This window comes from Nonomuraea sp. NPDC051941, assembly GCF_044593615.1.
Map to the genome: position 1 here is coordinate 152,261 of NZ_JBIUCF010000021.1, position 25,642 is coordinate 177,902.

Below are 25,642 nucleotides of genomic sequence, written 5' to 3' on the forward strand. Positions count from 1 at the left end.
GAGTAGCCCGTACTCAGGCGTTCATCGTGCCGCCGGGGCTGTACTGGGTGCCCAGCGGAAAACCGGAGGCGACCATGCACGCGCACCACGACCAGGGCCATGACCGGTCCCAGCCCGAGACGTTCGACGTCCACGGAATGCTGCTCTTCGGCGACGACCCGCTCTATTTCTCGCACCTGCCGATGTTCCACGTCCCGGCGCACCGCTTCCAGGTGCTCATGGAGGTCGGCTTCCGCGACGACGTGCGCGAGGCGGTGCGCAAGGTCGACGACCTGCGCACGTTCGTGCCGGACCCGTTCGACATCCTGGAGCTCGACCCCGACGGCGGGCCGGTGCGGACCTCGGTGCGGGGCACCGTCTTCCGGGGGCACTTCGAGCGCGGCGGCACCCCGATCGCCGAGGACGTCACGGCGCGCATCAAGCGCGTCTTCTTCTTCCGGCGGCTCGACCCGGCGGCCCGTCACGACGACCAGGCGCCGCTGAGCTACCTGTGCTTCGGCCGGGCGGGCGGGCTGCACCTCGCGCACGAGATCACCGCCCGCCCCGACTTCGACCAGGTCCTCGCCGTCCGCCTGGTCCCGGGGACCGTGCGCCACGAGCCCGGCGTCACCGGAGAGCCGCCCGCGGACTTCGAGCGTCCGGTGCCGGTGACGTTCGGCCGGGCGGACACGCCCCGGCGGCGGCTCGTGGTGGGCGACACGGCGGAGGGGGACTTCGACCTGGGCGTCTCCCGTACCGGGGAGCACGGTTTCCACGCCCAGGTGGAGGTGGTCGACGAGATCTACATGGAGACGGGGGACCTCAGCATGTGACGCGCCCGTCGAAGCGCTGCGGCCACTCCCACGTGAACTCGCTGTACGTGGAGCGCGGCTCCTTTTGCCGGCCCGCCCGGCAGTAGATTGTGCCGGGTGAGACGCGTGTCCGTGGTGGGGAACTCCGGGTCGGGGAAGTCGACGCTGGCGGCCGCGCTGGCCGGGCGGCTGGGGGTGCCGTGGCTGGAGCTCGACTCCGTCTTCCACATGGCGGGGTGGACGCCGCGCCCGCCGGAGGAGTTCCGGGCCGAGGTCGACGTGTTCACGGCGGCGGACGGGTGGGTGGTCGACGGCAACTACTCCGCCGTACGCGACCTGGTGTGGTCGCGGGCCGACACCGTGGTCTGGATCGACCTGCCCAGGCCGGCGGTCATGCGCCAGCTCCTGGTCAGGACGCTGCGCCGGATGGCCACCGGCGCCGAGCTGTGGAACGGCAACAGGGAATCCTTCCGCTTCCTCCTCGACAAGGACGAGTCGATCATCCGGTTCGCCTGGAAGCAGCACGCCGTCTACCGGGAGCGCTACCGGCGGGCGGCCGAAGATCCCGCCAACGCGCATCTCACCTTCGTCCGCGTCGCCTCCCGGGCCGATGCCGAGCGGATCGGACGACGGGCTGACAAAAATTGAAATCTGTCAGTCCAATGGGCATACTTGCCGTATGAGAACTCTGGGAACCGACGGACCTGTCGTGTCCGACCTCGGGCTGGGCTGCATGGGAATGTCCGACTTCTACGGGCCGGCCGACACGTCCGAGTCCATCGCCACCATCCACGCCGCCCTCGACGCCGGCATCACGCTGCTCGACACCGGCGACTTCTACGGCATGGGCCACAACGAGCTGCTCATCCGCCAGGCGCTCGACGGCCGCTCGCGCGACGACGTGCGGATCAGCGTGAAGTTCGGGGCGCAGCGCGACTACGACGGCAACTGGCTCGGCTACGACGGCCGGCCCGCGGCCGTCAAGAGCTCGCTCGCCTACACCCTGCGCCGCCTCGGCACCGACCACGTGGACGTCTACCGGATCGCGCGGGTCGACCCGGCCGTGCCGATCGAGGAGACCGTCGGCGCCATCGCCGAGGAGGTCGCCAAGGGGCGCGTGCGGCACGTCGGGCTGTCGGAGGCCGGGGCCGAGACCATCCGGCGGGCCCACGCCGTCCACCCGATCGCCGACGTGCAGCTCGAATACTCGCTGCTGTCCAGGGGCATCGAGCGGGACATCCTGCCGGCCTGCCGCGAGCTGGGCGTCGGCGTGACCGCGTACGGGGTGCTGTCCAGGGGGCTGCTCAGCGGCCACTGGTCCAAGGACCGCGAGGTGGTCGCCGGCGACTTCCGCGCCGCCAGCCCGCGCTTCTCCGGCGACAACCTGGCGCACAACCTCACGCTGGTGGAGGCGTTGCGGAGCCTCGCCGAGGCCAAGGGGGCCACGGTCGCGCAGCTGGCCATCGCCTGGGTGCTGGCCCAGGGCCAGGAGATCGTCCCGCTCGTCGGGGCGCGGCGGCGCGAGCGGCTGGCCGAGGCCCTGGGCGCCCTGGACGTGAGCCTGACCGCCGAGGACCTGGCGGCCGTCGAGGCGGCCGTCCCCGAGGGCGCCGCCGCCGGCTCGCGGTACGCCGAGGCGCAGATGTCCATGCTGGACAGCGAACGCTGACCGTCCGGTGCGGAAGGAAGGTCTCGATCGCGGGTCTTGTGGTGATGTGACGGCGCTAGGGTTGCGCGCGTGCATATCGACGAATGGTTGCAGGCGATCCCGGCCGGCTGGCTTTACGCCATGGTCGCGCTGGTGATCGGGTTCGAGAGCCTCGGCATCCCGCTGCCCGGCGAGATCGTCCTGGTCAGCGCCTCGATCCTGGCCTCCAAGGGCGTGGTGCACCCCTTCTGGGTCGGTGCGTGCGCGAGCGCCGGGGCCATCCTGGGGGATTCCGCGGGCTACGCGATCGGGCGCAGGGGCGGCGCGCCCCTGTTCGAGCGGCTCGGGCGGCGCTTCCCGAAGCACTTCGGGCCCCGGCACATCGCCAAGGCCGAAGGGTATTTCCAGCGGTTCGGGGTGTGGGCGGTCTTCGTCGGGCGCTTCATCGCGCTGCTGCGCATCCTGGCCGGGCCGCTGGCGGGGGCGCTGCGCATGCCGTACTGGAAGTTCGCCGTCGCCAACGTGCTCGGCGGGATCGTGTGGGCGGGCGGCACCACCACGGTGATCTTCTATCTCGGGCTCGTCGCCGAGAAGTGGCTGAAGGGCTTTTCGTGGGTGGGGCTCGTGGTGGCCGTGGTGTTCGGGATCTGCACCACGCTCTACCTGAAGCGGCGGGCCGCCTCAGCGCTCGATGAGAGTGACCTCGAGGGAGTAGTGCGAGGCCCGGTAGACGTGTGAGCCGTGCTCGACGGCCCGGCCCTGGTCGTCGTACGTGGTGCGGACCATGGTCAGCAGCGGCGCGCCGCGGCGCTCGTCCAGCAGCCTGGCCTCGGCCTGGGTGGCGGCCCGCGCGCCGATCCGCTGGTTGGCGACCCGCATCCGCACGCCCGCGGCGCGCAGCAGCTCGTACAGGCCGCGGCTCTCCAGGTCGGCGGCGGTGAGCTGGGCCAGGCCGAGCGGCAGCCAGTTGTGCAGCACCGCCAGGGGCTCCCCGGCCGCGAACCTCAGGCGCTCGAGATAGAGGATCTCCGCGCCGACCTCCACGCCCAGGATCTGGGCGACCTCCTCCTCGACCGGGCGCGGCTCCAGCGCCAGCACCTGCGTGGCCGGCTCCTGGCCCGCCCTGCGCAGGTCGTCGTAGAGGCTCGTCAGCTCCACCGAGCGCTTGACCTGCCCGTGGACGACCTGGGTGCCGACGCCGCGCTTGCGCACCAGCAGGCCCTTGTCCACGAGATACTGGATGGCCTGGCGGATCGTGGGCCGCGACAGGCCCAGCTTGTCGGCCAGCAGGATCTCGTTGTCCAGCCGGGAGCCGGGCGCCAGGTCCCCTCGCCGGATGGCCTCGGCGATCTGCTCGGCCACCTGGAAGTAGAGCGGCACGGGACTGGATCGGTCCAGGTCGATGGCGAGATTCGCGGTCATGCTGATCAGCTTAACGCAGGTCAGAATGTCCTGACAAACAACGGGGCCGGGCGAAGTGGGCATAGAGGGTCATGATGCCCTTTCCCCTGCTTCGGGAGTGAAGATGGACGTGACGTACCTGCTGGACATCGCCACCGAGGCGGCCAGAGCCGTCGGGCCCCGGCTGCGCAAGGCCTTCAGATCCCGGCCCGAGGTGTCCACCAAACGCGACTTCCACGACCCGGTGACCGAGCACGACCGCGCCGCCGAGGAGACGATCCGCGCGGTCATCGCCGCCCGCGTGCCCGAGAGCGTGATCGTCGGCGAGGAGGGCGGCACGACCGGCTCCGGCGACCTCGTCTGGTACATCGACCCCATCGACGGCACCGCCAACTTCGCCGCCGGGCTGCCGTTCTTCTGCGTGTCGATCGCGGTGGCCGCGCGCGGCGAGCTGGTCGCCGGCGTGGTGTACGACCCCGTACGCGAGGACGAGTTCGGCGCCTCCACCGAGGGGGCCTGGTGCAACGGCACCCCGTTGAGGAGCGCCGGAGCCACGAGAGACCGGGAGGCGATGCTGCTGTCGAGCTATCCGACGCCCGCGGACCTGGAGGCGGACGGAGAGGAGGCGCTGCGCCGCTACGGCCGGTTCCTGGAGTCCTTCTCGGCCGTGCGCAAGCCGGGCAGCGCCGCGCTCAAGCTCGCGCACGTCGCCGCCGGCTGGTCGGACGCCGCCTACGGCACCCGCGCCCACCCCTGGGACGTGGCCGCGGGGGCGCTGCTGGTGCGCCAGGCGGGCGGCGTCTACCTCGGCGACCCGCTGGCACAGGGGTCCTACCTGGCGCATGTGGGCGGCTTCGACCTGGACGGCTCGGTGCTGGCCGAGCTGGCGCCCCGGTGACGCCGCTAGCGAAGCAGCCGCGGGAGCTCGGTCAGTGAGGTGATGCGCGGGAAGCCGGCGGGTGGCGGCTCGACCCCGAGCCGGTCGAGCCAGACCGAGCGCATCCCGGTCGCCGCCGGCCCCGTCACGTCCTTGTCGACGTCGTCGCCCACCAGCAGCACCTGCTCCGGCGCCAGCCCCAGTGCCGCCGCGGCGCCGGTGTAGGAGGCGGGTGACGGCTTGAAGTGGCCGCCCAGCACCTCGCCCGTCAGCACCGGCCCGATCAGGTCGGCCAGCCCGATCGCGCGGACCTTCGCCTCCTGCATCTGCTGCGCCCCGTTCGTCAGCACCCCGAGCGCGAACCCGCCCAGCTCCGCCACCGCCCCCGCCGCGTCCGGGTAGGCGCTCCAGCCCTGCCGGTAGCGATCGCCGAAGTCGGCGTAGGCCGCGTCGAGGTCACCGGGCACCGGCACGGCCAGCTCCCGGCAGAGCGAGGTCAGGCGGCGGTGCCGCTGCTCCTGATGGGTGCACTCGCCCGCGTGCCACATCGTCAGGTACCGCATCTCCAGGACCTCCCAGAGCGCGGCCGCCTCGTCCAGGCGCGGGTGGCCGGGGAAGCGCGCCGTCATCCATGCCGTGATCGCGGCGTCGGCGGCGCTGCGGTGGTCGAGCAGGGTGCCGTCCAGGTCGAACAGGACACCTTTCACGCCCGGCATGGGTCTCGCGGTCACGGCGTGGCTCCGGCTCCGGTGGTGGGTGCGGTCACGAGAGGGCCGCGGCGGCGATGCGGGCGGCCGTCTCCCGTGGAGGGTATCCGAGGGTGAGGCCGCGGACCGACAGCGGCGCCCGGGCGAAGCGGGCTTCGCCGTTCTCGCTGAGGATGTAGTGCAGCGCGGGGGAGTGGCCGCCGTGCGCCTCCAGCGCCGCCACCTCCGGCTCGGCCAGGTCGGACGGCAGCGCGCCGCGGTAGTCGGCGATCAGCGCGTCCAGGTCGAACAGCTGCGCATAGCGCTCGGTCGTGCCCGCCACGACCCTGATCAGCCCGCCGACCGGCTCGGCGTGGTAGACGAGGCCGGTGCCGCCGCTCTTGGCGAACCAGCGCAGCGCCTCGGCCGCGGGCAGCGTGAACGCCCCGTACGGCTTGCGCCCGTACAGCAGGGCGTCGGCGATCCACCGGTCGCACCACAGTTCGTCGTGGTACGGCGAAGGGGAGCCCGGGTCGACGGCCAGCCCCTGGGCCAGCACCGGGTTCCAGGCCGAGACCAGCGGGCTGCTGAACCGCGGCATGCGCGGCCCGCTCCAGTGGCTGAGCGCATAGCCGTACCAGATGGTGACGACCTCGACCTGCCGGTCGGGAAGGGGCCGTTCGTAGGTGCCGTTCATGATCTGGCCGCCGTCGGGGTGCCGCCAGGGGCCTGGGACGATGCCTGCGGCTGCGGGGACCGGAGGGGTCCGGTAGTCGGGATGCAGTATCCACGCGTCCGCCACAGTCCCTGCCCCCTCGGGTGCCAGACCACTTGAGTGGCCATCGTGCAACAGGTGTAATCGAGTTGCAATAGAGCAGGGCCGAACGCTGATTTTTGTCATCGGCGGCCGTGACGTACGTATTCGGTCAGTGCTGTTGCCGGTAATCCCCGGCCCGGCGCACGTGGTCGATCATGATGCGTTCCGCGGCCTCGGCGTCGCCGGCCGCCAGCGCGGCCAGGATGCCCTCGTGCGCGTCGAGCTGGGCCCGCACCTGGGCCTCGTCCAGCCACAGCGACGCGTCGGCGGGCACCGGGACGCTGTTGCGCACCGATCTGGCGTGCGCGCCCAGGAAGGCCGGGCCGCCGATGTCCACGATGCGCAGGTGGAATCGAACGCTCTGCTCCCCGAGCCGGTCGTGCCTGCCGTGCGCGGCGTCCTCGGCCATCGAGGCGTGCAGCTCGCGCAGCCCGGCCAGCTCCTCCGGGGTGATCCGGCCCGCCGCCAGGCGCGCGCCCAGACCCTCGACCACCGCGCGCAGGCCGTAGTACTCGGCCAGGGCATCGTCGCCCAGGTCCACGACGGTCGCGCCGTGATGCGCCTCGTAGCTGATCAGCCGGTCCTTCTCCAGCCTGCGCAGCGCCTCGCGCACGGGGGTGACCGACACGCCCAGCCGGCGGGCCACCTCCCCGGCCCGCAGCGCCGTGCCGCCCGGGATCCGCGCGGTGCGGATCTCGTCGAGCAGCACGCTGTAGACGTACTCGGCCTTGCTCATCGGCGGCCGCGGCTCAGTAGGCGACATGTCCCCATTTTCCATAGATTGACCTATGACATATTTCTTATAAGTTACATACCTATGACGAGCCTCGCAGACCTTCGGGTCATCGACGCGGCGACCCTGTTCGCCGGTCCCTCCGCCGCGATGATGCTGGGCGACTTCGGCGCCGACGTGATCAAGATCGAGCACCCCCGGCGCGGCGACCCGTCGCGCGGGCACGGCGCGTCCGTGGACGGCGTGGGCCTGTGGTGGAAGACGCTCGCGCGCAACAAGCGCACGGCGGCCGTGGACCTGTCGCACCCCGACGGCCAGGGGATCCTGCGCCGCCTGGCCGAGCGGTCCGACGTGCTGATCGAGAACTTCCGCCCCGGCACCCTCGAACGCTGGAACCTCGCCCCCGAAGACCTGCTCGAGCTCAACCCGCGGCTGATCGTGGCGCGGATGACCGGGTTCGGGCAGTTCGGGCCGATGGCCAGGCAGCCGGGGTTCGGGACGCTGGCCGAGGCGATGAGCGGGTTCGCGGCCATGACCGGGCAGCCCGACGGGCCGCCCACGCTGCCGCCGCTGGCGCTCGCCGACGGCATCGCGGGCCTGGCCATGTCGTACGCGATCATGGTGGCCCTGCGCGCCAGGGAGCAGAGCGGTCGGGGGCAGGTCATCGACCTGGCGATCATCGAGCCGATCCTGGGCATCCTGGGGCCGCAGATGAGCGCGTACAAGGCGCTGGGCGTCGTGCCGCGCCGCACCGGCAACCGGTCCAGCAGCAACGCGCCGCGCAACACGTACCGGACCCGTGACGGGCGGTGGCTGGCCATCTCCACCAGCGCCCAGCCCGTCGCCGAGCGGGTGGTCGCCCTGGTGGGGCGGCCCGACCTGGTGGAGCAGCCGTGGTTCGCCAGCGGCAGCGGGCGCGTGCAGCACGTGGACGAGCTGGACGAGGCCGTCGCGTCGTGGATCGCCGAGCGGGACGCCGACGAGGTCATCGCCCGCTTCGAGGAGGCGCAGGCCGCGATCGCGCCCATCTACGACGTCTCCGACATCGCCGAGGACCCGCAGTACGCGGCGCTGGAGACGTTCGTGGAGGTGCCGGACGAGGAGCTCGGCAAGGTCACCCTGCAGAACGTGCTGTTCCGCCTGTCGGACACGCCCGGAGAGATCCGCTGGCCGGGGCGGCGGCTCGGGCGCGACACCGACGAGGTGCTCGCGGAGCTCGACTACACCGGCGAGGCGATCGCCGCCCTGCGCGAAGAGGGCGTGATCGCGTGATCGTCACCTGGCTGTACGTGCCCGGCGACCGGCCCGAGCGCTTCGACAAGGCCGTCGCCTCCGGGGCGGACGTCGTCATCATCGACCTCGAGGACGCGGTCGTGCCCGCCCGCAAGGACGAGGCCCGCGCCAACGCCGTCGCCTACCTGCGCGCCCGCGGGCACGCCGAGGGGGAGGCGCGGGTGCACGTGCGGGTCAACGACCTGGCCACCGGGCGGGGGCTGGCCGACCTCGAGGCCGTCGGGGAGCTCGCCGACGCCGTGCGGCTGCCCAAGGTCGAGTCCGTGGCCGTGCTCGACGCGGTCACCGGCGCTCCGGCGTACGCGCTGCTGGAGTCGGCGGCCGGGATCGTCGCGGCACGCGAGATCGCGGCGCACCCGAAGGTCGCCGGCGTGGCGCTCGGCGAGCAGGACCTGTCCGCCGAGCTGGCCATCACCGACGAGCAGGCCATGCACCACCTGCGGCTCCAGGTGGTGCTCGCCGCGGCGGCGGCCGGCCTGCCGCCGGTGCCCATGGCCGTCTACCCGAACGTCAAGGACGAGGCCGGCCTGCTGGCCTCCTGCCTGGCGGGCCGCGGGCTCGGCATGTTCGGCAGGACCGCCATCCACCCCCGCCAGATCCCCGTGATCAGGCGGGCGTTCCGCCCCTCGGAGGAGGAGACGGCCAGGGCCGCGGAGATCGTCGAGGCGGCCGAGCAGGCCGAGCGGGCGGGCCTCGGCGCGGTCGCGCTACCCGACGGCCGCTTCGTGGACGCCCCCATCGTCGCCCGGGCCCGCCGTACCGTGGCGCTGGCCCGCCGCCTGGCCGACCCGGAGGGCTAGGAGGACGGGTACCAGCGCGTCGACAGCTCCTCGTCCACGGGGGGAGGGCCCGGCAGCTCCCGGTGCGCCGGCGGCATCCGCAGCGAGTCCATCACGAGCGCCAGGTAGCGGTGGCGCAGCTGCGCGGTGCGCTCCTCGTCGCCGAGCTTGATCGAGGCCAGCTGCTCGAACAGCAGCGCGATGTCCGCCGTGGTCACGTCCGGCCGCAGCACGCCGGCCTCCACCGCGCGGCGGTGCGCCTCGGTGGCCAGCGACGAGGCCTGGATCGCGTCGCGGCCCAGCTCCTCGGTCGGTGTGAACGTGCCCGCCAGCTTGATCGTCAGGGAGTTGGTGTCGGCGTCCACGATGCCGCGCATGTACGCGGCGAACGCCTCCCACGGGTCGCCTTCCTGGGCCAGCGACCGGTCGGTGATCTCGATGTAGAGCTTGAGGCCGTCGCCGCACAGCTTCTGCAGCAGCGCCTCCTTGCTGGGGTAGCGGCGGTAGAGCGCGCTGATCCCGACGCCCGCCTTCTCGGCCACGGCCGCGATGGGGGCGCCGGGGTCGGCGGTGAAGACCGCCCGGGCCGCCTGCAGGATCAACTCGTCGTTGCGGGCGGCCTGTGCTTTGCGGCCGCTCATGGGTGCGCTCGTCATACCTGACAGTATATTGGAACGTAAGGTTCCGTTCTACTGTGAACAAGTCCGCATGTCTATACATAGAAATGATATTGAGGTAGAACCAGGGCGAGCCCGTTGGTCTTGGAGGTGTCCTATGAGACGTACCCCGATCGTGCTGGCCCTGCTGGGCGCGCTGGCCGTGAGCGGCTGCTCCTCTTCCGGAGGGCAGAGCGCGCAGAGCGCTCCCGCCGCGAGCTCCGCCGCCGCCCCGGCTGCCGCGAGCGCCAGCTTCGCCGTCATCACCCATGGAGCCGCCGGCGACTCCTTCTGGGACGTGGTCAAGAACGGCGCCGAGGCCGCGGGAAAACAGTACGGAGTGAAGGTCACCTACCAGGGTGACGGCGACCCCGCCAAACAGTCGCAGCTCATCGACCAGGCCGTCTCCGAGAAGGTGGACGGCATCGTGGTCTCCATGGCCAACCCCGACGCGCTCAAGGAGGCCATCGGCAAGGCCGTCGCGGCGAAGATCCCGGTGGTCACCATCAACTCGGGCGCCGACTCCTCCAAGGCGTTCGGCGCGATCACGCACGTCGGACAGTCGGAGGACGTGGCCGGGCGCGGCGCGGGCGAGCAGCTCAAGGCCGCCGGCGTCACCAAGCTGCTGTGCGTCATCCACGAGGCCGGCAACGTCGGCCTCGACCAGCGCTGCAAGGGCGCCGAGCAGACACTGGGCGGCACGGTCGAGCGGCTGCAGGTCGACGTGAGCAACCTGGCCGACGTCACCTCCAAGGTCACCGCCAAGCTCCAGTCGGACAAGCAGGTCAACGGCGTGCTCGCGCTCAACCCGGCCGTCGCGATCGCCGCCAGGGACGCCATCAAGGACTCGGGCTCGCCGGCCAAGCTGGCCACGTTCGACCTGTCGGGCGACGTGGTGAGCGCGATCAAGGACGGGGAGATCCTGTTCGCCGTGGACCAGCAGCAGTACCTGCAGGGCTACCTGCCGATCACGTTCCTCAACCTGTACAAGAACAACCTCAACACCGTCGGCGGCGGCCTGCCCGTCAACACCGGGCCGGGCTTCGTGACCAAGGACAACGCCGAGCAGGTGGCCAAGCTGGCCGAGGCGGGCACGCGATGACCCTGGCGGCCGACGAGCGGGTCGCCGACGTCGGTCTGGCCCGCCGGCTGCTGATCCGGCCCGAGCTGGGCGCGGTGGTCGGGCTGGTCGTGGTGTTCGTGTTCTTCGCCTCCCAGTCGCCGGTGTTCCGGTCCCCGGACGGCATCGCGAACTGGCTCGACCCGGCCGCCACGCTCGGCATCATGGCCGTCGCGGTCGCGCTGCTCATGATCGGCGGCGAGTTCGACCTGTCGGCCGGCGTGCTGACCGGCACGAGCGGGCTGATCCTGGTCACGCTGGCCACCCGCTACGGGTTCAGCGTGTGGGCGGCGATGCTCGTCGGGCTGGTCGTGGCGCTGGCCATCGGGCTGGCCAACGGCCTGGTCGTCACCAGGACCAGGCTGCCCAGCTTCATCGTCACGCTGGGCACGTTCCTCATGCTGCAGGGCCTCAACCTCGGCGTCACCAAGGCCATCACCGGGACGGTGCAGGTCAGCGGCCTGCGCCGGGCCCCCGGCTTCGAGGCCGCGAACGCGATCCTCGCCGGGACGATCCAGATCGGCGGGACCTCGTTCCGGGTGGCGATCCTGTGGTGGATCCTGGTGACCGCCGTGGCCACCTGGGTGCTCATGCGTTCCAAGATCGGAAACTGGATCTTCGCGGTGGGCGGCAACGAGCAGGCCGCCCGCGCGGTCGGCGTGGCCGCCGCCCGTACGAAGATCGCCCTGTTCATGACGACGGCGTTCGCCGCCTGGCTGGTCGGCACGATCCTCGCGCTGCGCTACACCTCCGTGCAGGCCAACATCGGCATCGGGCAGGAGTTCATCTACATCATCGCCGCCGTCATCGGCGGCTGCCTGCTCACCGGCGGGTACGGCTCCGCGATCGGGGCCGCCATCGGCGCGGTCATCTTCGGCATGGCCGACAAGGGCATCGTGTTCCTGGGCTGGAACGCCGACTGGTTCAAGTTCTTCCTGGGAGCGATGCTGCTGCTGGCGACGCTGGCCAACCGCCTGGTCAGGCGGTACGCCGAGGAGGTGAAGCATTGATTCTGGAGACCCGGGGCATCGGCAAGACGTTCGGGTCGGTGCTGGCGCTGCGCGAGGTGTCGATGGGCGTGCGGGCCGGCGAGGTGACCTGCGTGCTCGGCGACAACGGCGCCGGCAAGTCCACGCTCATCAAGATCCTCGCCGGGGTGCACCAGCACGACGCCGGCTCGCTGCTGGTGGACGGCCAGGAGGTGCGCTTCGCCAGCCCCCGCGACGCGCTCGACCGCGGCATCGCGACCGTCTACCAGGACCTGGCGATGATCCCGCTCATGTCGGTCTGGCGGAACTTCTTCCTCGGCTCGGAGCCGAAGAAGGGCCTGGCCTTCGACGTGGCCAAGGCCAGGAAGGTCGCCCGCGAGGAGCTGCGGGCCATGGGCATCGACATCCGCGACGTGGACCAGCCGGTCGGCACGCTGTCCGGCGGCGAGCGGCAGTCGGTGGCCATCGCCAGGGCCGTCTACTTCGGCGCCCGCGTCCTCATCCTCGACGAGCCCACCTCCGCGCTGGGGGTCAAGCAGGCCGGGGTGGTGCTGCGGTACATCGCCAGGGCCCGCGACCGGGGGCTCGGCGTGGTCTTCATCACCCACAACCCCCACCACGCCTACCCGGTCGGCGACCGGTTCCTGCTGCTCAACCGGGGCGCCGGCGTGGGCGAGTACGGCAAGGCCGACATCACCACGCAGGAGCTGACCACGCTCATGGCGGGCGGGGCGGAGCTGGAGGAGCTGGCGCACGAGCTGCAACGGGAGTAACCATTTTGGGGGGAATTTGACGATTTTGGGCGGTGGTCTGGAGGTGCGAATAGGCACAAATCCCTCGGCGTGACATTCACCTGGGGGTCATCGTGACCACAATGATCAAGCGGGTCGTCCTGGAGCCCGCGGCGCAGGAGTTCGCGGACGCCACCGCCCGGCGCCCGTTCATCTACGAGCTGCCGCCCGAGGACGGTCGCGAGGCGCTGGAGCGGCTCCAGTCTGACCCGAACGTGCCCAGGCCGGAGATCGACGAGGAGTGGATCCAGGTCCAGGGCGGCCCGACCGGCCTGGTGCCGGTCCGGATCGTCAGGCCCAAGGGCGCCACGGGGACCATGCCGGTCATCTTCTACATCCACGGCGCGGGCTGGGTGTTCGGCTCCGCCCACACCCACGACCGGCTGGTGCGGGAGTTGTCCGTGCGCTGCGGCGCCGCCGTCGTCTTCCCGGAGTACGACCGCGCTCCCGAGGCGAAGTACCCCACGCAGATCCAGCAGAACTACGTCGCGGCCCGCTGGGTGTCGGAGCACGGCAAGGAGAAGAACCTGGACCCGGCGCGGATGGCGGTGTGCGGGGACTCGGTCGGCGGCAACATGGCGACCGTGCTGGCCATGATGGCCAGGAAGCTCAACTTCGTGCAGCTGCGCGGGCAGTGCCTGTTCTACCCGGTCACGGACGCGAGCTTCGACACCGAGTCCTACCGGCAGTTCGCCTCCGGCTACTACCTCAACCGCGACGGCATGAAGTGGTTCTGGGACCAGTACACCCCCGAGTCCTCCCAGCGGGGCGAGAGTCACGCCTCGCCGCTGCGGGCCCGGTCGGAGGAGCTGCGCGCCCTGCCGCCCGCGCTGATCATCACGGGCGAGGCGGACGTGCTGCGCGACGAGGGCGAGCTGTACGCGGCGCGGCTGCGCGAGCTGGGCAACGACGTGACGGCGGTGCGGATGGCCGGCATCGTGCACGACTTCGTCATGCTCGACAAGCTGCGCGACACGAACGCCTGCAAGACGGCCATGACCCTGGCCACGACCATGCTGCGGCGGTGGATCGAGTCTTGATCTACGCGCCCGCGGCGGTTCCCCCGGGGCCCTTATTACGCCGCCCGCCCCCTGACGCAGGGCGGGCCGCACAGATCGTGCGGCCCGCCAGTGCGGCATGCACAGGGCCGCCGGACGAGGGCGGCTTTATGGTGCGGCCATATTCAGCGCCCCCCTCCGAGGAGCTTCCATGACCGCCGTCGACTCCCGAACGATCCCCATCGGCGCGGCATTCGATCGGATGCCGTTCACCCGCAGGCACGTGCTCATCGCGCTCGCGCTGTTCATCGCGTTCGTCATCGAGTCGTGGGAGCAGCTCGCCCTCGTCTACGTCTCCGGCGACCTCGGCACCGCCTTCGGGATTGACGAGGCCGGGGTCGGCGTCGTGCTGTCGGCGGTCGCCTTCGGCATGATCCCCGGCGTGCTGGTGTGGGGGCCGGTGGCCGACCGCGTCGGTCGCAAGCCGGTCGCGTTCTGGTCGCTGCTGGCGTACGGGGTGATCGCGCTCGCCTCGGCGTTCGCGCCGAACATGACGGTGCTGGTGACGCTCCGGGTGGCCTCCGGGCTCGCGCTGGCCGGCGTCTACACGATCACCTTCCCCTACTTCCTGGAGCTGCTGCCGACCCGCTCGCGCGGGCGGGCGGCGGTCTACCTGTCGATCGGGTGGCCGATCGGCATGCTGGCCGCGATCGGGGCGTCGATGACGCTGGGCGGCCTGGGCTGGCACGTCGTGGTGATCGCCAGCGCGGCGGCGGGGCTGTGGGCGTTCGCGATCCGGGCATGGGTGCCGGAGTCGCCGTACTGGCTGGCCGCCCGGGGCCGCCAGGAGGAGGCGCGCGCCGTGCTGCGCGCGCTGAACAGCCCCGACTCCGAAGCCACGTTCACCGTGGCGAGCGAACGGGTGGGACGGCCGCTCGACCTGTTCCGGGGCGGGCTCGCTCGTATCACCGTGGTCATGCTGCTGCTGAACTTCGTCTTCAACTGGGGCTACTGGGGCCTGCAGACGTGGCTGCCGACGCTGCTGCAGCAGAAGGGCCTGACGCTGTCGGCCTCGCTCGGCTTCGCGGCGCTGAGCGCGCTGATGATGATCCCCGGGTACGTGAGCGCCTCCCTGCTGACCGGCCGGTTCGGCCGCAAGAAGGTGTTCCTCGTCTACGTCGTGGCGGCGCTGCTGGGCGGCCTCTGGTTCGCCACCGCCTCCTCGACCACCGGCCTGTACCTCGGCAACTTCGTGCTGTCGTTCTTCAGCCTCGGCGCCTGGGGCGTCTGGAACACCTGGAACGGCGAGTTCTACCCGACCGCCCTGCGCGGCACCGGCTACTCGTGGGCCACGGCCGCGCAGCTCGTGGCCACCACGGTCGCGCCGTCGGCGGTGGGGGCGCTGCTGGCCCACGCCACCGGGTTCACCGCTACCATGCTGATCATCAACGCGTTCATGGTGGCCACGGCGCTGCTGGCCGTGCCGCTGCCGGAGACCGAAGGACGCGAGCTGGAGTGATCCTCGGCGTCGCCCTCGTACGGCCCTCGCCGGTGCTGGTGGCCGTCAGGGACGGCGCGCCCGAGTGGCCGGTGAGCCGCGCCGCCGCCCGCGCGGCGGCGCGGGCGTGCGTGGCCGTGGACCTGGGCGACGTGCCCACCGCGGCGGTGGCGGCGATCCGGGTGGGCGGGCCGTGCCCCGAGGCGCTGCGGCCGCGCGTCGGCTCCGGGACGGCCACGATCGTGCGCGGCGGCCACAGCCTCACCGGGCGCGTGCTGGCGCCGCTGGACACCGAGGCGGTCCGGCGCTTCACCGCCACGTGCGGGCTGACCGACTTCGCGGTGACCGCGACCGGCTCCCCCATGCTGGCCGACCACGAGCTGGCCGTGGCCGCGATCATCGCGGCCGAGGTGCCGCAGGCGCGGATCACGCTGTCGTACGAGTTCGGCCATCCGGGGCTGCGCGAGCGCGAGCAGGCCACGATCCGCAACGCGGCGCTCGGCCCCGAGGCGGGGCGGATCGCCGACGAGGCGGCCCGGGAGCTGCCCGGGGTGCCGGTGTTTTTCGCCAGGTCGGGCGGCGGGCTGGTGTCGGCCCACTACTTCCGGCGCTACCCGCTGGCCTGCGACCTGGGCGGGACGGCGAGCCTGGCGCGCGGGCGGGTGGTGCTCCCCGGCGTCCCCGGCGAGGTGGCGGCGGCGTACGGGGCGGCGATCGGGCGGCCGGAGGCGCAGGTGGAGCGGATCGTGCAGGCGCGGGGGCGGGCGGAGCTGGACCGGGTGCTCCAGGACGCCAGGGACGAGGCGCTCACCCGCGTGGTCAGCGCGGGCGCCCTGCCCGGCTCGGCCAGGATCGCGGAGACGACCGTGAACCCGCTGTCGTACCTGCCGGACGGGCTCTACCGGGTGCGGGTGACGGCCGAGGGGACGATGCCATGAACCCGCCCATGAACCCGCCCATGAATCCGCCCATGAATCCGCGCGGGGCCGTGATGATCGACGAGGACGGGCTCGCGCGGCTCTCGGCGGGGGCGAGGATGTTCGCGACAGGGGCGGCGGAGTCGGCGCACACCCTCACCCTCGACTGGGCGGGCTCGCTGATCGGGCCGGGCGTCGAACTGGTGGCGGCCGAGAAACTGGCGCCGGACACGTTGTGCGTGGCGGTCAGCCTGGTCGGGTCCACGACCGCGCTGGGGGAGCAGCTGCCGACGGGTGACGAGCCCGCCCGTGCCGTGCGGGCGCTGGAGCGCAGGCTGGGGGAGCGGGCCGGGGCCGTGGTCGCGCTCAACCTGGCCGCCGAGAACGCCCTCGTCCCGCTCATCGCGGCGGCCCAGCTGGGGGTGCCGCTGGTGGACGGCGACGGCACGGGGCGGGTGTTCCCGCTGCTGGAGCAGACGACGTACGCGCTGGGCGGGATGAGCCCGGCGCCCCTGGCGCTGGCGGGCGGATCGGGCGAGCTGGTGCTGCTGGAGACGGCCGGTGACCGGGTGGAGGAGCTGATGCGCCCCGTCGTGCTGTCGGTCGGCGGGTGGGCGGTGGCGGCCTGCTACCCGATGGCGGCCGGCGACCTGGCGCGGGTGCTCGTGCCCGGGACGGTGAGCCTGCTGCTGCGGGCGGGCGAGCCCGGCGCGCCCCGCTCGACCGCGGCGCCGTTCGGCGTGCGGACCCTGTGCAGGGGACGGATCCTGACGGTGGAGGGCAGCACCGGGCACGGCGCCGACGTGTCGCTGCCGTCGTTGCCGTCGAGCATCGTGGTGCAGGAGACGGAGGGGCTGCGCCGGCTGGTACGGCTGGAGGCCCACAACGAGATCGTGCTCGCCCTGGCCGACGGGGCCGCGGTGGCGATGACGCCGGACCAGATCTGCATGATCTCCACGGCCGACGGGATGGTCGTGGACGTCGACAAGGCGGTGCCCGGCCTGGAGGTGGACGTCATGGTCGTGAAGGCCGCACCGGTGTGGCACACGGATCGGGGGCAGCGGCTGGGCGGGCTGCAGGCGTTCGGGATCCCGCTGTGACGGGGCCGCGGGCGGGGTGGGAGGCGCCGGTCACGGTGGCCGAGCTGGTCAACGCCGGACCGCTGGCCGGGGCCAGGATGTACGGCTCGGGCGAGAACCCCGTGCACCAGGTGCGGATCGTGGACGAGCTGTCGGTGTTCGGGACGGTGGCGCCGCACACGGCGGTGGTCCTCATCGGGACGGCGGCCAGCGGCGGGTGGGCCGTCGAGATGGCCACCCGCCGGGCGTGGGAGCAGGCGGCGGCGTGCGTGATCGCGCCGGCGGGCGGGCTGAGCGAGGGTTCCGGCGAGGTGCTGGCGGAACGGCTCGGCGTCACGCTGATCTTCGTGGACGAGGATCCGCTCATCGTCGCGGTCCGGGTCGCCTCGGCCGCCGCCCGCCCCGAGGCGGCCCGCACCCAGCTCGTGGCCCGCTGCGCCACCCGCCTGGCCGAGGCCGGGCCCTCGGCCCGCCGCGTGCTGGGCGTCCTGAACGCCGAGCTGCCCGGCACCTCGGTGACCCTCATCGACCGGTACGGCCGGCACCTGGCCGGGGCCCGCGCCGTCGACCGGCCGGGCATCGCTCGCCTGAGCACGGAGGCCCAGGGCGCCGACGGCCGAGGGCGATCGGAGCCCTCTGGGGACGACGATCACGGCACGCCACCCGAAGGGGGTGCCCGGACCGGTGGTGGGGTGGGGGCGCGGTGGTCGGCCGAGGTGGAGGTGCCGGATCTGGACGGCGGCGTGCTGGGCACGCTCGTGGCCGCCGGGTCGTCCCGGTCGCCCGGATGGCCCGCGGCTGTCCGTACCGTGCTGAGGCTGGCGGTGGCCCCGCTGACCGCCTGGGCCGCGCAGGAGCGGCTGCGCGCCTCCCGCGACTTCGCCCTGCGGCGCGCCCTCGCCGAACGCCTGCTCGCCGAAGCCCAGCAGGAGCCCGGGGAGCCGGAGGAGGGCGGGGCGAGGGCGGAGGCGATCGCGCTGGGCTGGCCCGTCGAGGGCGCGCTGACCGCCTACCAGGTCCGGCCGACGGCGCAGGCGGGCGACGCCGCGCTGGCCGGGACGCTCATCGCCGCGGCCGTGGGCCAGGTGCCCGTGCTGCCGCGCGGCGAGGGCTGGGCGGGATGGTCGGAGCTGGACCCCGGCGAGCTGGCCGAACGCCTCCACCGCTGCCTGCGGACGATGCCCTGGCCGTGCGCCGCCGGGGTCGGCGCGCGGGTGGAGGGCCTGCGGTCGGTCGAGGAGTCGCTGCTGGGAGCCGAGGCGGCGGCGTTCGTGTCGGGACCGGGCACCGTGGCGCGAGCGGATCGGATGGGCCCGGCCGAGCTGCTGGGCGCGCTGCCCACCGGCGTCCTGCGCACCCCGGCCACCGTCGTGCTGCGGCCGCTGCTGGCGGTCGACAAGGACGGCACGCTGCTGGAGACGCTGGCCGCGGTCCTGGACGAGGGCGGCGCCTTGAAGGCGGCCGAGCGGCTGGGCGTGCACCGCAACACGATCACGACCCGTCTGGAGCGCATCAAGGCCGCGGGCTTCGACCTGGACGACGCCGCCACCCGCCTGGCTCTGCAACTCGCCTGCCACGTCCTCCTCCGCTGAGCCCGCCGACCGCCCTTCCGACGGGCGCGCCGACCGGGCGGGATGCACTGGCGGGGGCCTCCTCCTGTGCGGGCCGCACATGCGGGCGGCGTCCCCGTCGGCGTACGGTGCAGCGCATGAGCTATCGCGTCGCCATGGACATCGGCGGCACCTTCACCGACGTCGTCTGCTACGACGAACGCAGCGGGACGGTCACCGCCTCGAAGGCGCCCACCACTCCGGGAGACCTGGCCGAGGGGGTGTTCGCCGCGCTGGGCCGGGTCGTCGAGGATCCGGCCGAGATCTCGTTCTTCGTGCACGGCACCACGCAGGGGCTCAACGCGCTGCTGGAGCGCAAGGGCGCCCGCGTGCTGCTGCTGGCAGGTCAGGGCGGCCGGGACGTCTACCAGATCGCCAGGGGCAACCGCGACCGCATGTTCGACCTGCGTTACCGCAAGCCCGCGCCGCTGGTCCCGCGCCAGGACGTCATGGAGGCCGGCGGCCGGCTCGACTACCTGGGACGCGAACTCCAGCCGCTCGACGAGGAGTCGGTGCGGGCGGCGGGGCGGCGCGCGCGGGAGGAGGGGTTCGACGCGGTGGCCGTGTGCCTGCTGTTCTCCTACGCGAACCCGGCGCACGAGCTGCGGGCCGGCGAGATCCTGCGCGCGGAGCTGGGCGACGACGTGCTGGTCGTGCTCTCCCATGAGGTGGCGCGGGAGTGGCGCGAGTACGAGCGGACCTCGTCGGCGGTGCTGGAGGCGTACACCGGGCCCGTGGTGCGCCGCTACCTGGCCAGGATCGAGCGGCGCTTCGCCGAGCGGGGGCTGGCGGTGCCGGTGCACGTGATGCAGTCGTCGGGCGGGCTGGTGAACGCCTCCTACGCGATGCGCAGGCCGTTGCAGACGCTGCTGTCCGGGCCGGTGGGCGGCACGATGGGCGGGGTCGCGGCGGCCCGGTTCATGGACAGGGAGAACGCGATCTGCATCGACATGGGCGGGACGTCGTTCGACGTGTCGCTCGTGGTGAACGGGCGGCCGGACGTCAGCGCGGAGGCCCGCATCGAGGGCTACCCGGTGCTCATGCCCATCGTGAACCTGCACACGATCGGCGCGGGCGGCGGCTCGATCGCGTACGCCGAGGCGGGCGCGCTGCGGGTCGGGCCCGAGTCGGCCGGGGCCCTGCCCGGGCCCGCCTGTTACGGCAGGGGCGGCATGCGCGCCACGGTCACCGACGCGAACGTGGCGCTCGGCCGGGTGGACCCGGCCTGGTTCGCGGGCGGGCTGATGACGCTGGACGTGGAGGCGGCGGGCACGGCGGTGGCCACGCTGGCCGACGAGCTGGACATGGATCCGCTGCTGCTGGCCGAGGGGATCTGCGACGTGGCCAACGCCAAGATGGCGCAGGCGATCCGTACGCTGACCGTGGAGCACGGGATCGAGCCGCGGGAGTTCGCGCTGGTGGCGTTCGGGGGCGCGGGGGCGATGCACGCCGTGTTCATCGCGCGCGAGCTGGGGATCTCCGAGGTGGTGGTGCCGCGCTTCCCGGGGGCGTTCTCGGCGTGGGGGATGCTGGAGGCCGACGTACGCCGGGATCTGACGCATCCGTACTTCCGGTCGCAGGACGCGCTCGACGGCCCCGACATGTCCCGAAATTTCGTGACCTTGGAGGAAGATGCCCTGGCGGCGCTCTCCGCCCAGGGCGTTCCCGAGGAGCGGCACCGGGTCGAGCACGCCGTGGACATGCGCTACGAGGGCCAGGACTACACGCTGACCATCCCGCTGCGCGACGCGGCCGAGCCCGCCGAACCCGGGTTCCTGGAGACGATCGCGGCCCGCTACGCCGAGGCGCACACCGGCCGCTACGGGCACGCCACCCCGGAGGCGCCGGTGGAGTTCGTCATGCTGCGCAGCACCGGGCTCGGCTCGTTCCCGCGCACCGCCGCCGCCGCGCAGGAGGCCCCCGAGGAGCAGGCGGCGTACGTACGGGATGTGATCTTCGACGGGGCCGTGCACAGCACCCCGGTGCTGCGGCGCTCCAGCCTCGACGGCGAGCTGACCGGGCCCGCGATCGTGGTCGAGGAGACCGCGACGACGGTCATCCCGCCCGGCTGCGTGGCCACCGTGGACCCCAACGGCTTTCTCATCGTGAAGGTGAACTTGTGATCGACCCCGTCACCACGGAGATCATCCGCTGCGCGCTGCTGCAGGCGGCCGAGGACATGAACACCACCCTCATCCGCAGCTCCTACACCCCCGTCATCTACGAGGCCAAGGACTGCGCGGTCGCGCTGCTCGACCGCGACCACAACGTGCTGGGCCAGTCGTCCGGGCTGCCGATCTTCCTGGGCAACCTGGAGGTGTGCACCCGCGAGACCGAGCGCCTGTACGGGCGGGAGGTCTGGCAGGAGGGCGACGTGTGGGTGCTCAACGACTCCTACATCGGCGGCACCCACCTCAACGACGTCACGGTCTACGGGCCGATCTTCGTGGACGGGGAGCCGGCCGGTTTCGCGGCGTCGCGGGCACACTGGCTGGACGTCGGCTCCAAGGACCCGGGCGGCTCCATGGACTCCACGTCGATCTTCCAGGAGGGCCTGCGGATGGGCCCGGTCAAGGTGTACGCGGGCGGCGCGCCCTGCCGCGACCTGCACGAGGTGATCGCCCGCAACGTACGCTTCCCGCACGCCACGCTCGGCGACCTGCGCGCCCAGGTGAGCTGCGCCATGACGGGCCAGCGGCGGCTGAAGGAGATCGTGTCCCGGTGGGGCCTGGACACGGTGCTGGCCGCCCGCGACGAGATCTTCGCCCAGACCGAGCGCATGGAACGCGCGGCCATCGCGGCCATCCCCGACGGCGTCTACGAGGCCTCCGGCTTCCTCGACAACGACGGCATCGACCTCGGCACCCCGCTGCCGGTCAACGTCACGGTCGCGGTGTCGGGCGAGTCGATGCACGTCGACCTGACCGACTGCGCCGACCAGGCGCTCGGCCCGGTCAACTGCGGCGCGGCCCAGGCCGTGGCCGCCGTCCGCGTCGGCTACAAGCTGCTGGTCTCGGGCGACGTGCCGCTGAACGGCGGCTCGTTCCGCCCGCTGTCGGTCGAGACCCGGCCCGGCTCCATGCTGGCCGCCGAGTCGCCCGCCGCCTGCCAGTACTACTACTCGCACCTGGGGCTGCTCATCGACCTGGTGGTCAAGGCGCTGGCGCCGGTGCTGCCGGACAAGTCGGCCGCGGCCTCGTACGGGGACTCGATGATCGTGCAGTTCACCGGCACGGACCCGCGTACCGGCAAGCTGTACGTCTCCCAGGAGGCCACGGTCGGCGGCTGGGGCGCCTGGGACGGCGGCGACGGCGAGACCTGCCTGATCAACAACGTCAACGGCGCGCTGCGGGACATGCCCATCGAGGTGCTGGAGACGTTGTTCCCGGTCCGGGTGCGCCGCTACGAGATCCGCCCCGACACCGGCGGCGCCGGTCAGTGGCGGGGCGGGAACGGGGTGGTGCGCGAGTACGAGTTCTGCGGGGACACCTCGCTGTCGCTCTGGTTCGAGCGCTCGGTCACCCCGGCCTGGGGCCTGGCGGGCGGCGAACCGGGCGCGCCGCCCCGCGTCACCCTCAACCCGGGCACCCCGGACGCCCGCGAGATGCTCAAGGTGAACGCGCTGCCGGTCACCGCGGGGGACGTGCTGCGCTGCGAGTCGGGCGGTGGCGGCGGCTACGGCCCCGCCGCCCGCCGCTCCCACGCGGCCACGGCCACCGACCTGTCCCAGGGCCTGATCACCCGCTGATCACCCGCTGGAACGTCCCGCCGTACCGGCGCTGCCCTCTGGCGCCGGTGCGGCGGGAGGGCCGTGGCCGCGCAGCCGGTCCATCTCGCGCCACTCGGGACGCAGCCCGGTCAGGCTCGTGACGAGCGCGTAGGCGATCCCGCACGCCAGCAGCACCGGCGCCAGCCCGGCCGCCGTCACCGCAGCCCCGCCCAGCAGCCCGCCCAGCGGGATGCCGGCCCACATCACCGCGCCCTGCAGCGCGCCCACCCGGCCCAGGAGGTGCCGGGGCACGCGCTCGTACGAGATCGCGCTCAGGATCGGGTTCAGGAACCCGCCGCTGAACCCGATCACCACGGACGCCGCCACCAGCCCCCATACCGGCATGTCCACGGCGAACATGAGGAACTTCGGCGGCCCGCCGAGCAGGAACGCCACGAAGAACACCGGCCTGCGCCGCATCCGGTGCGCCACCGCGGCGGCCACCAGGCTGCCCCCGACCGAGGCCAACCCGAGCACGCTGACGCTCAGCCCGAGGACGGCGGGCCCGTGGCCGGACTCCATGGCCCACACGGGCGCGAGCACCTGGCTCCAGGCCGCGTCCAGCAGGTTCGTGGCGGCGATCATGACGATCACCGCGAGCAGCAGCGGCTCGCCGCGCAGGAACGCGAAGCCCTGGCCGAACCGCCGCCAGTAGCCCTCCTCCTCTTCGTGCGCGGGGGCATCGGGCGCACGGTGTCCGAGGTCGCGCGGCAGCACCACGGCCACGACCGCCGATCCGAGCGCGAACAGGGCGGCGCTGACGCCCAGGCCGGACAGCGAGCCGAGCAGCGTCACCATCGCGCCGCCCAGCCCCGGCCCCACGGTCACGGCCAGCCGCTCCGTCACGCCCATCAGCCCGGTGGCCCGCTCCAGCGGCACCCGCCCGCGTTCGGCCGCCTCCGGAATCATGATCTCCTTGGCCAGGTCGCCCGGCCCGCGGGCCGCGCCGATCACCGCCACCAGCGCGACGATCACGCCCAGCGGCAGCAGGCCGAGCGCGTGCAGCACGACCATCGTGGCGGCGGCCGAGGCGCTCACGACGTCGGCGACCCACGAGATCCGGCGCGGCCCCGCCCGGTCCACGAGCGGCCCCGTCAGCGCCTTGACCAGCACGTACGGCGCCATCTCCGCGAACGCCACCAGCCCCGTCCACACCGCGCTGCCGGTGCTCGTCAGCACGAACCAGGGCAGCGCGATGGCCGAGACCCGCGTCCCGGTCGTCGACACGGCGATGGCCGCCAGCAGCCCGGCCATCGGCCGTAAGGACCCGCGCGGCTCCATCATGCCTCCTCAGGGTCGTCCAGTTCGGGGATGACCTGCGTCATCAGGTAGACCCGGACCGCGTCCGCCGGCGCCTCGTCGCCGTCGCGCCGGTAGCGCGCGAAGAGCTCCGTCAGGTCCGCGCGCAGCCGAAGCGCCTCCTCCGGGGTGAGGCGGAACGGGACGGCGCTGAGGTCGAGCACGCCGCGCCACGGCTGCGGCATGGTCTGCAGCTCGTTGAGCGCCTGCTGGGTGCGCAGGTTGTAGAGGGCGGCGATGGACTGCATGTACGCCAGCACCGCCTCCGGCTCCCGGTCGGACAGACCGCCCTCGTCGGTGAGCCGGGTCGTCCGGTGGACCGAGCGCCACCAGCGCTCCCGCGCGTTGCCGCGTTCGGTGTCCTCCTCCACGAACCCGGCGGCGCCGAGCCTGCGCAGGTGATAGCTGGCCGTGCCCGAGTTCACCCCCAGGCGCTCGGCCAGGCGGGTGGCGGTGGACGGGCCGTGCTTGCGCAGCAGGTCGACGAGCTGCACCCGCAGGGGGTGGGCGAGCGCGCGCAGGCCCTTGGCGTCAAGGACGACCACGCTGTCAGGGGATGGCGTCATGGCACGAAGCCTAAACCGCAAACACTTCTTCGCAAACACTTCTTCGCGAAGAAGTGTTTGCGGTTCACGAAAAAGGCCGCCGACGGCGCCAAGCCGGCGCGGTGGTCTGCGAGGGGAGGGGCCGCTAGGTGACGATCACGTCGCGCAGGAGCTTGCGGCCGCCCGGCCGGCGCCGCCACTCACGGGGGTAGCCGAGCGACACCTCCTCGAAGCGCACGCCGTCGTACCAGGTGACGCGGGGGATGTGGAGGTGGCCGTAGATCATGGCGGCGGTCGGGTGGCGCGTGTGCCAGTCCCTGGTGGCGGTCGTGCCGCACCACTGGGCGAACTCCGGGTAGCGCAGGACGTCGGTCGGCTCGCGTACCAGCGGATAGTGGTTGACGAAGACCAGCGGCACGTCGTCCAGCCCGGCCAGCCGCCGCCCGGTCAGCTCCACCCGGGCCCGGCACCACGCCTCGCGGCTCGGGTACGGGTCGGGGTGCAGGAGATACTCGTCGGTGCAGACCACGCCGGTGCTGTGCGCGTACGCGAGCGCGCTCGCCTTGGTGAGATGGCCGGCCGGCAGGAACGTGTAGTCGTAGAGCAGGAACAGGGGCACGATCCGGACCGGCCCGCCCGCTCCCTCCCACACCGGATAGTCGTCCTCCGGCGTCACCACGCCCAGATCGCGGCACATGGCGACGAGGTGGTTGTAGCGGGCCACGCCCCGCAGCTCCGGCGGGTCTCCCGGCGGGGTCCACAGCTCGTGGTTGCCCGGCACCCAGACCACCCGCTCGAACCGCGCGGCGAGCAGGCCCAGCGTCCGGGCGATGTCCTCCAGCCGTTCGCCGACGTCGCCCGCGACCAGCAGCCAGTCGCCGGGGTCGTCCGGTTTCAGCTCCTGGACGATGGCCCGGTTCTCCTCGTAGCCGACGTGCAGATCGCTGACGGCCAGCAGCCTGCTCCCGCCTTCGCTGGGCAAGGGACGTCCCTCCTTCGCGTCAGAGGACGGAGGCGTTGTCCTCTGCCACGATCATGTCATCCGTCATCCTGGGCAACATGGCCGCGACCTCGCGGGCCAGGTGCGGGTCGGCGCGGAACGCCTCCATGATCGCCAGTTTCAACGCCGCGCGGCTCGGCTCGTCGTCCGGCTTGGCGCTCGCCATCGTCTCGATCACCTGTCTGGACGCGGCGTCACCGCGGCCGAAGACCCGCTGCAGGATGCGGGTGCCGCGGGCCACGGCCGTGTCGGCGGCCAGCTCGCGGGTCTTGGCCAGCACGCCCACGCCGTAGGCGTCGATCGCCGAGGAGACGAAGGGCATGAGGTCGTTCACAGTGTCCATGAG

The 25,642-nt window shown here is 72.6% G+C and carries 26 protein-coding genes; 17 read left to right on the forward strand and 9 right to left on the reverse strand.

Going from position 1 to position 25,642, the window contains the following annotated elements:
- Window positions 1-26 precede the first annotated feature (26 nt).
- From ACIHFD_RS32440 to ACIHFD_RS32455, 4 genes are all read left to right on the forward strand, one after another.
- Complete coding sequence (locus ACIHFD_RS32440; protein WP_397370110.1) at window positions 27-812, forward strand: hypothetical protein; 786 nt, start codon at window positions 27-29, stop codon at window positions 810-812.
- Window positions 813-908: 96 nt separating this feature from the next.
- Window positions 909-1,439: a hypothetical protein gene (locus ACIHFD_RS32445; protein WP_397370111.1), complete on the forward strand. Its 531-nt coding sequence runs from the start codon at window positions 909-911 to the stop codon at window positions 1,437-1,439.
- A 31-nt stretch (window positions 1,440-1,470) separates the two neighbouring features.
- Entirely contained in the window at window positions 1,471-2,460 is a 990-nt protein-coding gene (locus ACIHFD_RS32450) for an aldo/keto reductase (RefSeq protein WP_397370112.1), read from the forward strand.
- A gap of 69 nt (window positions 2,461-2,529) precedes the next feature.
- A complete protein-coding gene (locus tag ACIHFD_RS32455; protein WP_350731945.1) occupies window positions 2,530-3,177 on the forward strand; it encodes a DedA family protein in 648 nt (215 codons plus the stop codon).
- Here the strand turns inward: ACIHFD_RS32455 and ACIHFD_RS32460 are convergent.
- Complete coding sequence (locus ACIHFD_RS32460; protein WP_397370113.1) at window positions 3,121-3,861, reverse strand: GntR family transcriptional regulator; 741 nt, start codon at window positions 3,859-3,861, stop codon at window positions 3,121-3,123. The two genes, ACIHFD_RS32455 and ACIHFD_RS32460, sit on opposite strands and share 57 nt — an antisense overlap.
- Window positions 3,862-3,964: 103 nt before the next feature.
- On the opposite strand from ACIHFD_RS32460, the gene ACIHFD_RS32465 reads away from it, so the two are divergent.
- Window positions 3,965-4,738, forward strand: coding sequence for an inositol monophosphatase family protein (locus tag ACIHFD_RS32465; protein WP_350731948.1), 774 nt, complete (start codon window positions 3,965-3,967; stop codon window positions 4,736-4,738).
- Between the two features lie 5 nt (window positions 4,739-4,743).
- Here the strand turns inward: ACIHFD_RS32465 and ACIHFD_RS32470 are convergent, their stop codons facing one another.
- The 3 genes from ACIHFD_RS32470 to ACIHFD_RS32480 form a co-directional block, all read right to left on the reverse strand.
- The gene (locus ACIHFD_RS32470) at window positions 4,744-5,448 is read right to left on the reverse strand and encodes an HAD family hydrolase (RefSeq protein ID WP_397370114.1); all 705 of its coding nucleotides are present in this window, start codon (window positions 5,446-5,448) and stop codon (window positions 4,744-4,746) included.
- Between the two features lie 31 nt (window positions 5,449-5,479).
- On the reverse strand, window positions 5,480-6,205 hold the full coding sequence (locus ACIHFD_RS32475; protein ID WP_397370115.1) for a hypothetical protein: 726 nt from the start codon (window positions 6,203-6,205) through the stop codon (window positions 5,480-5,482).
- A 124-nt stretch (window positions 6,206-6,329) separates the two neighbouring features.
- Window positions 6,330-6,983 (reverse strand): GntR family transcriptional regulator, encoded by a 654-nt coding sequence (locus tag ACIHFD_RS32480; RefSeq protein WP_397370116.1) that lies wholly within the window; start codon window positions 6,981-6,983, stop codon window positions 6,330-6,332.
- Window positions 6,984-7,037: 54 nt separating this feature from the next.
- Between ACIHFD_RS32480 and ACIHFD_RS32485 the strand changes: the two genes are divergently transcribed.
- Window positions 7,038-8,225 carry a CaiB/BaiF CoA transferase family protein gene (locus tag ACIHFD_RS32485; protein WP_397370117.1) on the forward strand — a complete coding sequence of 396 codons (1,188 nt, stop codon included), beginning with the start codon at window positions 7,038-7,040 and terminating at the stop codon, window positions 8,223-8,225.
- Complete coding sequence (locus ACIHFD_RS32490) at window positions 8,222-9,046, forward strand: HpcH/HpaI aldolase/citrate lyase family protein (RefSeq protein WP_397370118.1); 825 nt, start codon at window positions 8,222-8,224, stop codon at window positions 9,044-9,046. Before ACIHFD_RS32485 ends, ACIHFD_RS32490 begins: the two co-directional genes overlap by 4 nt.
- Here the strand turns inward: ACIHFD_RS32490 and ACIHFD_RS32495 are convergent.
- Complete coding sequence (locus ACIHFD_RS32495) at window positions 9,043-9,681, reverse strand: TetR/AcrR family transcriptional regulator (RefSeq protein ID WP_397370119.1); 639 nt, start codon at window positions 9,679-9,681, stop codon at window positions 9,043-9,045. The genes ACIHFD_RS32490 and ACIHFD_RS32495 overlap by 4 nt on opposite strands.
- A gap of 118 nt (window positions 9,682-9,799) precedes the next feature.
- On the opposite strand from ACIHFD_RS32495, the gene ACIHFD_RS32500 reads away from it, so the two are divergent.
- The 10 genes from ACIHFD_RS32500 (at window position 9,800) to ACIHFD_RS32545 (ending at window position 22,431) form a co-directional block, all read left to right on the forward strand.
- Entirely contained in the window at window positions 9,800-10,783 is a 984-nt protein-coding gene (locus tag ACIHFD_RS32500; protein WP_397370120.1) for a sugar ABC transporter substrate-binding protein, read from the forward strand.
- Window positions 10,780-11,811 carry an ABC transporter permease gene (locus ACIHFD_RS32505; RefSeq protein ID WP_397370121.1) on the forward strand — a complete coding sequence of 344 codons (1,032 nt, stop codon included), beginning with the start codon at window positions 10,780-10,782 and terminating at the stop codon, window positions 11,809-11,811. Before ACIHFD_RS32500 ends, ACIHFD_RS32505 begins: the two co-directional genes overlap by 4 nt.
- The gene (locus ACIHFD_RS32510) at window positions 11,808-12,563 is read left to right on the forward strand and encodes an ATP-binding cassette domain-containing protein (protein WP_397370122.1); all 756 of its coding nucleotides are present in this window, start codon (window positions 11,808-11,810) and stop codon (window positions 12,561-12,563) included. Before ACIHFD_RS32505 ends, ACIHFD_RS32510 begins: the two co-directional genes overlap by 4 nt.
- 101 nt (window positions 12,564-12,664) lie before the next feature.
- Window positions 12,665-13,621, forward strand: a complete 957-nt coding sequence (locus ACIHFD_RS32515) for an alpha/beta hydrolase (RefSeq protein WP_397370166.1) — start codon at window positions 12,665-12,667, stop codon at window positions 13,619-13,621.
- 169 nt (window positions 13,622-13,790) lie between these two features.
- Window positions 13,791-15,098, forward strand: coding sequence for an MFS transporter (locus tag ACIHFD_RS32520; protein ID WP_355200918.1), 1,308 nt, complete (start codon window positions 13,791-13,793; stop codon window positions 15,096-15,098).
- On the forward strand, window positions 15,095-16,015 hold the full coding sequence (locus ACIHFD_RS32525) for a hypothetical protein (protein WP_397370123.1): 921 nt from the start codon (window positions 15,095-15,097) through the stop codon (window positions 16,013-16,015). Before ACIHFD_RS32520 ends, ACIHFD_RS32525 begins: the two co-directional genes overlap by 4 nt.
- A 32-nt stretch (window positions 16,016-16,047) precedes the next feature.
- Complete coding sequence (locus tag ACIHFD_RS32530; protein ID WP_397370124.1) at window positions 16,048-17,094, forward strand: DUF917 domain-containing protein; 1,047 nt, start codon at window positions 16,048-16,050, stop codon at window positions 17,092-17,094.
- Entirely contained in the window at window positions 17,091-18,665 is a 1,575-nt protein-coding gene (locus ACIHFD_RS32535; RefSeq protein ID WP_397370125.1) for a PucR family transcriptional regulator, read from the forward strand. The genes ACIHFD_RS32530 and ACIHFD_RS32535 overlap by 4 nt, the downstream gene beginning before the upstream one ends.
- Before the next feature lie 116 nt (window positions 18,666-18,781).
- On the forward strand, window positions 18,782-20,806 hold the full coding sequence (locus tag ACIHFD_RS32540; protein WP_397370126.1) for a hydantoinase/oxoprolinase family protein: 2,025 nt from the start codon (window positions 18,782-18,784) through the stop codon (window positions 20,804-20,806).
- Window positions 20,803-22,431: a hydantoinase B/oxoprolinase family protein gene (locus tag ACIHFD_RS32545; protein WP_397370127.1), complete on the forward strand. Its 1,629-nt coding sequence runs from the start codon at window positions 20,803-20,805 to the stop codon at window positions 22,429-22,431. Before ACIHFD_RS32540 ends, ACIHFD_RS32545 begins: the two co-directional genes overlap by 4 nt.
- Here ACIHFD_RS32545 and ACIHFD_RS32550 read toward each other — a convergent pair whose 3' ends face one another.
- The 4 genes from ACIHFD_RS32550 to ACIHFD_RS32565 all read right to left on the reverse strand — a co-directional run bounded on the left by ACIHFD_RS32550 (window position 22,432) and on the right by ACIHFD_RS32565 (window position 25,639).
- Complete coding sequence (locus ACIHFD_RS32550; RefSeq protein ID WP_397370128.1) at window positions 22,432-23,736, reverse strand: MFS transporter; 1,305 nt, start codon at window positions 23,734-23,736, stop codon at window positions 22,432-22,434. It lies immediately after the preceding gene.
- Window positions 23,733-24,317: a helix-turn-helix domain-containing protein gene (locus ACIHFD_RS32555; RefSeq protein WP_350731975.1), complete on the reverse strand. Its 585-nt coding sequence runs from the start codon at window positions 24,315-24,317 to the stop codon at window positions 23,733-23,735. The genes ACIHFD_RS32550 and ACIHFD_RS32555 overlap by 4 nt, the downstream gene beginning before the upstream one ends.
- Before the next feature lie 124 nt (window positions 24,318-24,441).
- Window positions 24,442-25,278, reverse strand: coding sequence for a metallophosphoesterase family protein (locus tag ACIHFD_RS32560; RefSeq protein WP_397370129.1), 837 nt, complete (start codon window positions 25,276-25,278; stop codon window positions 24,442-24,444).
- Between the two features lie 19 nt (window positions 25,279-25,297).
- On the reverse strand, window positions 25,298-25,639 hold the full coding sequence (locus ACIHFD_RS32565) for a hypothetical protein (RefSeq protein ID WP_397370130.1): 342 nt from the start codon (window positions 25,637-25,639) through the stop codon (window positions 25,298-25,300).
- Window positions 25,640-25,642: the final 3 nt, after the last annotated feature.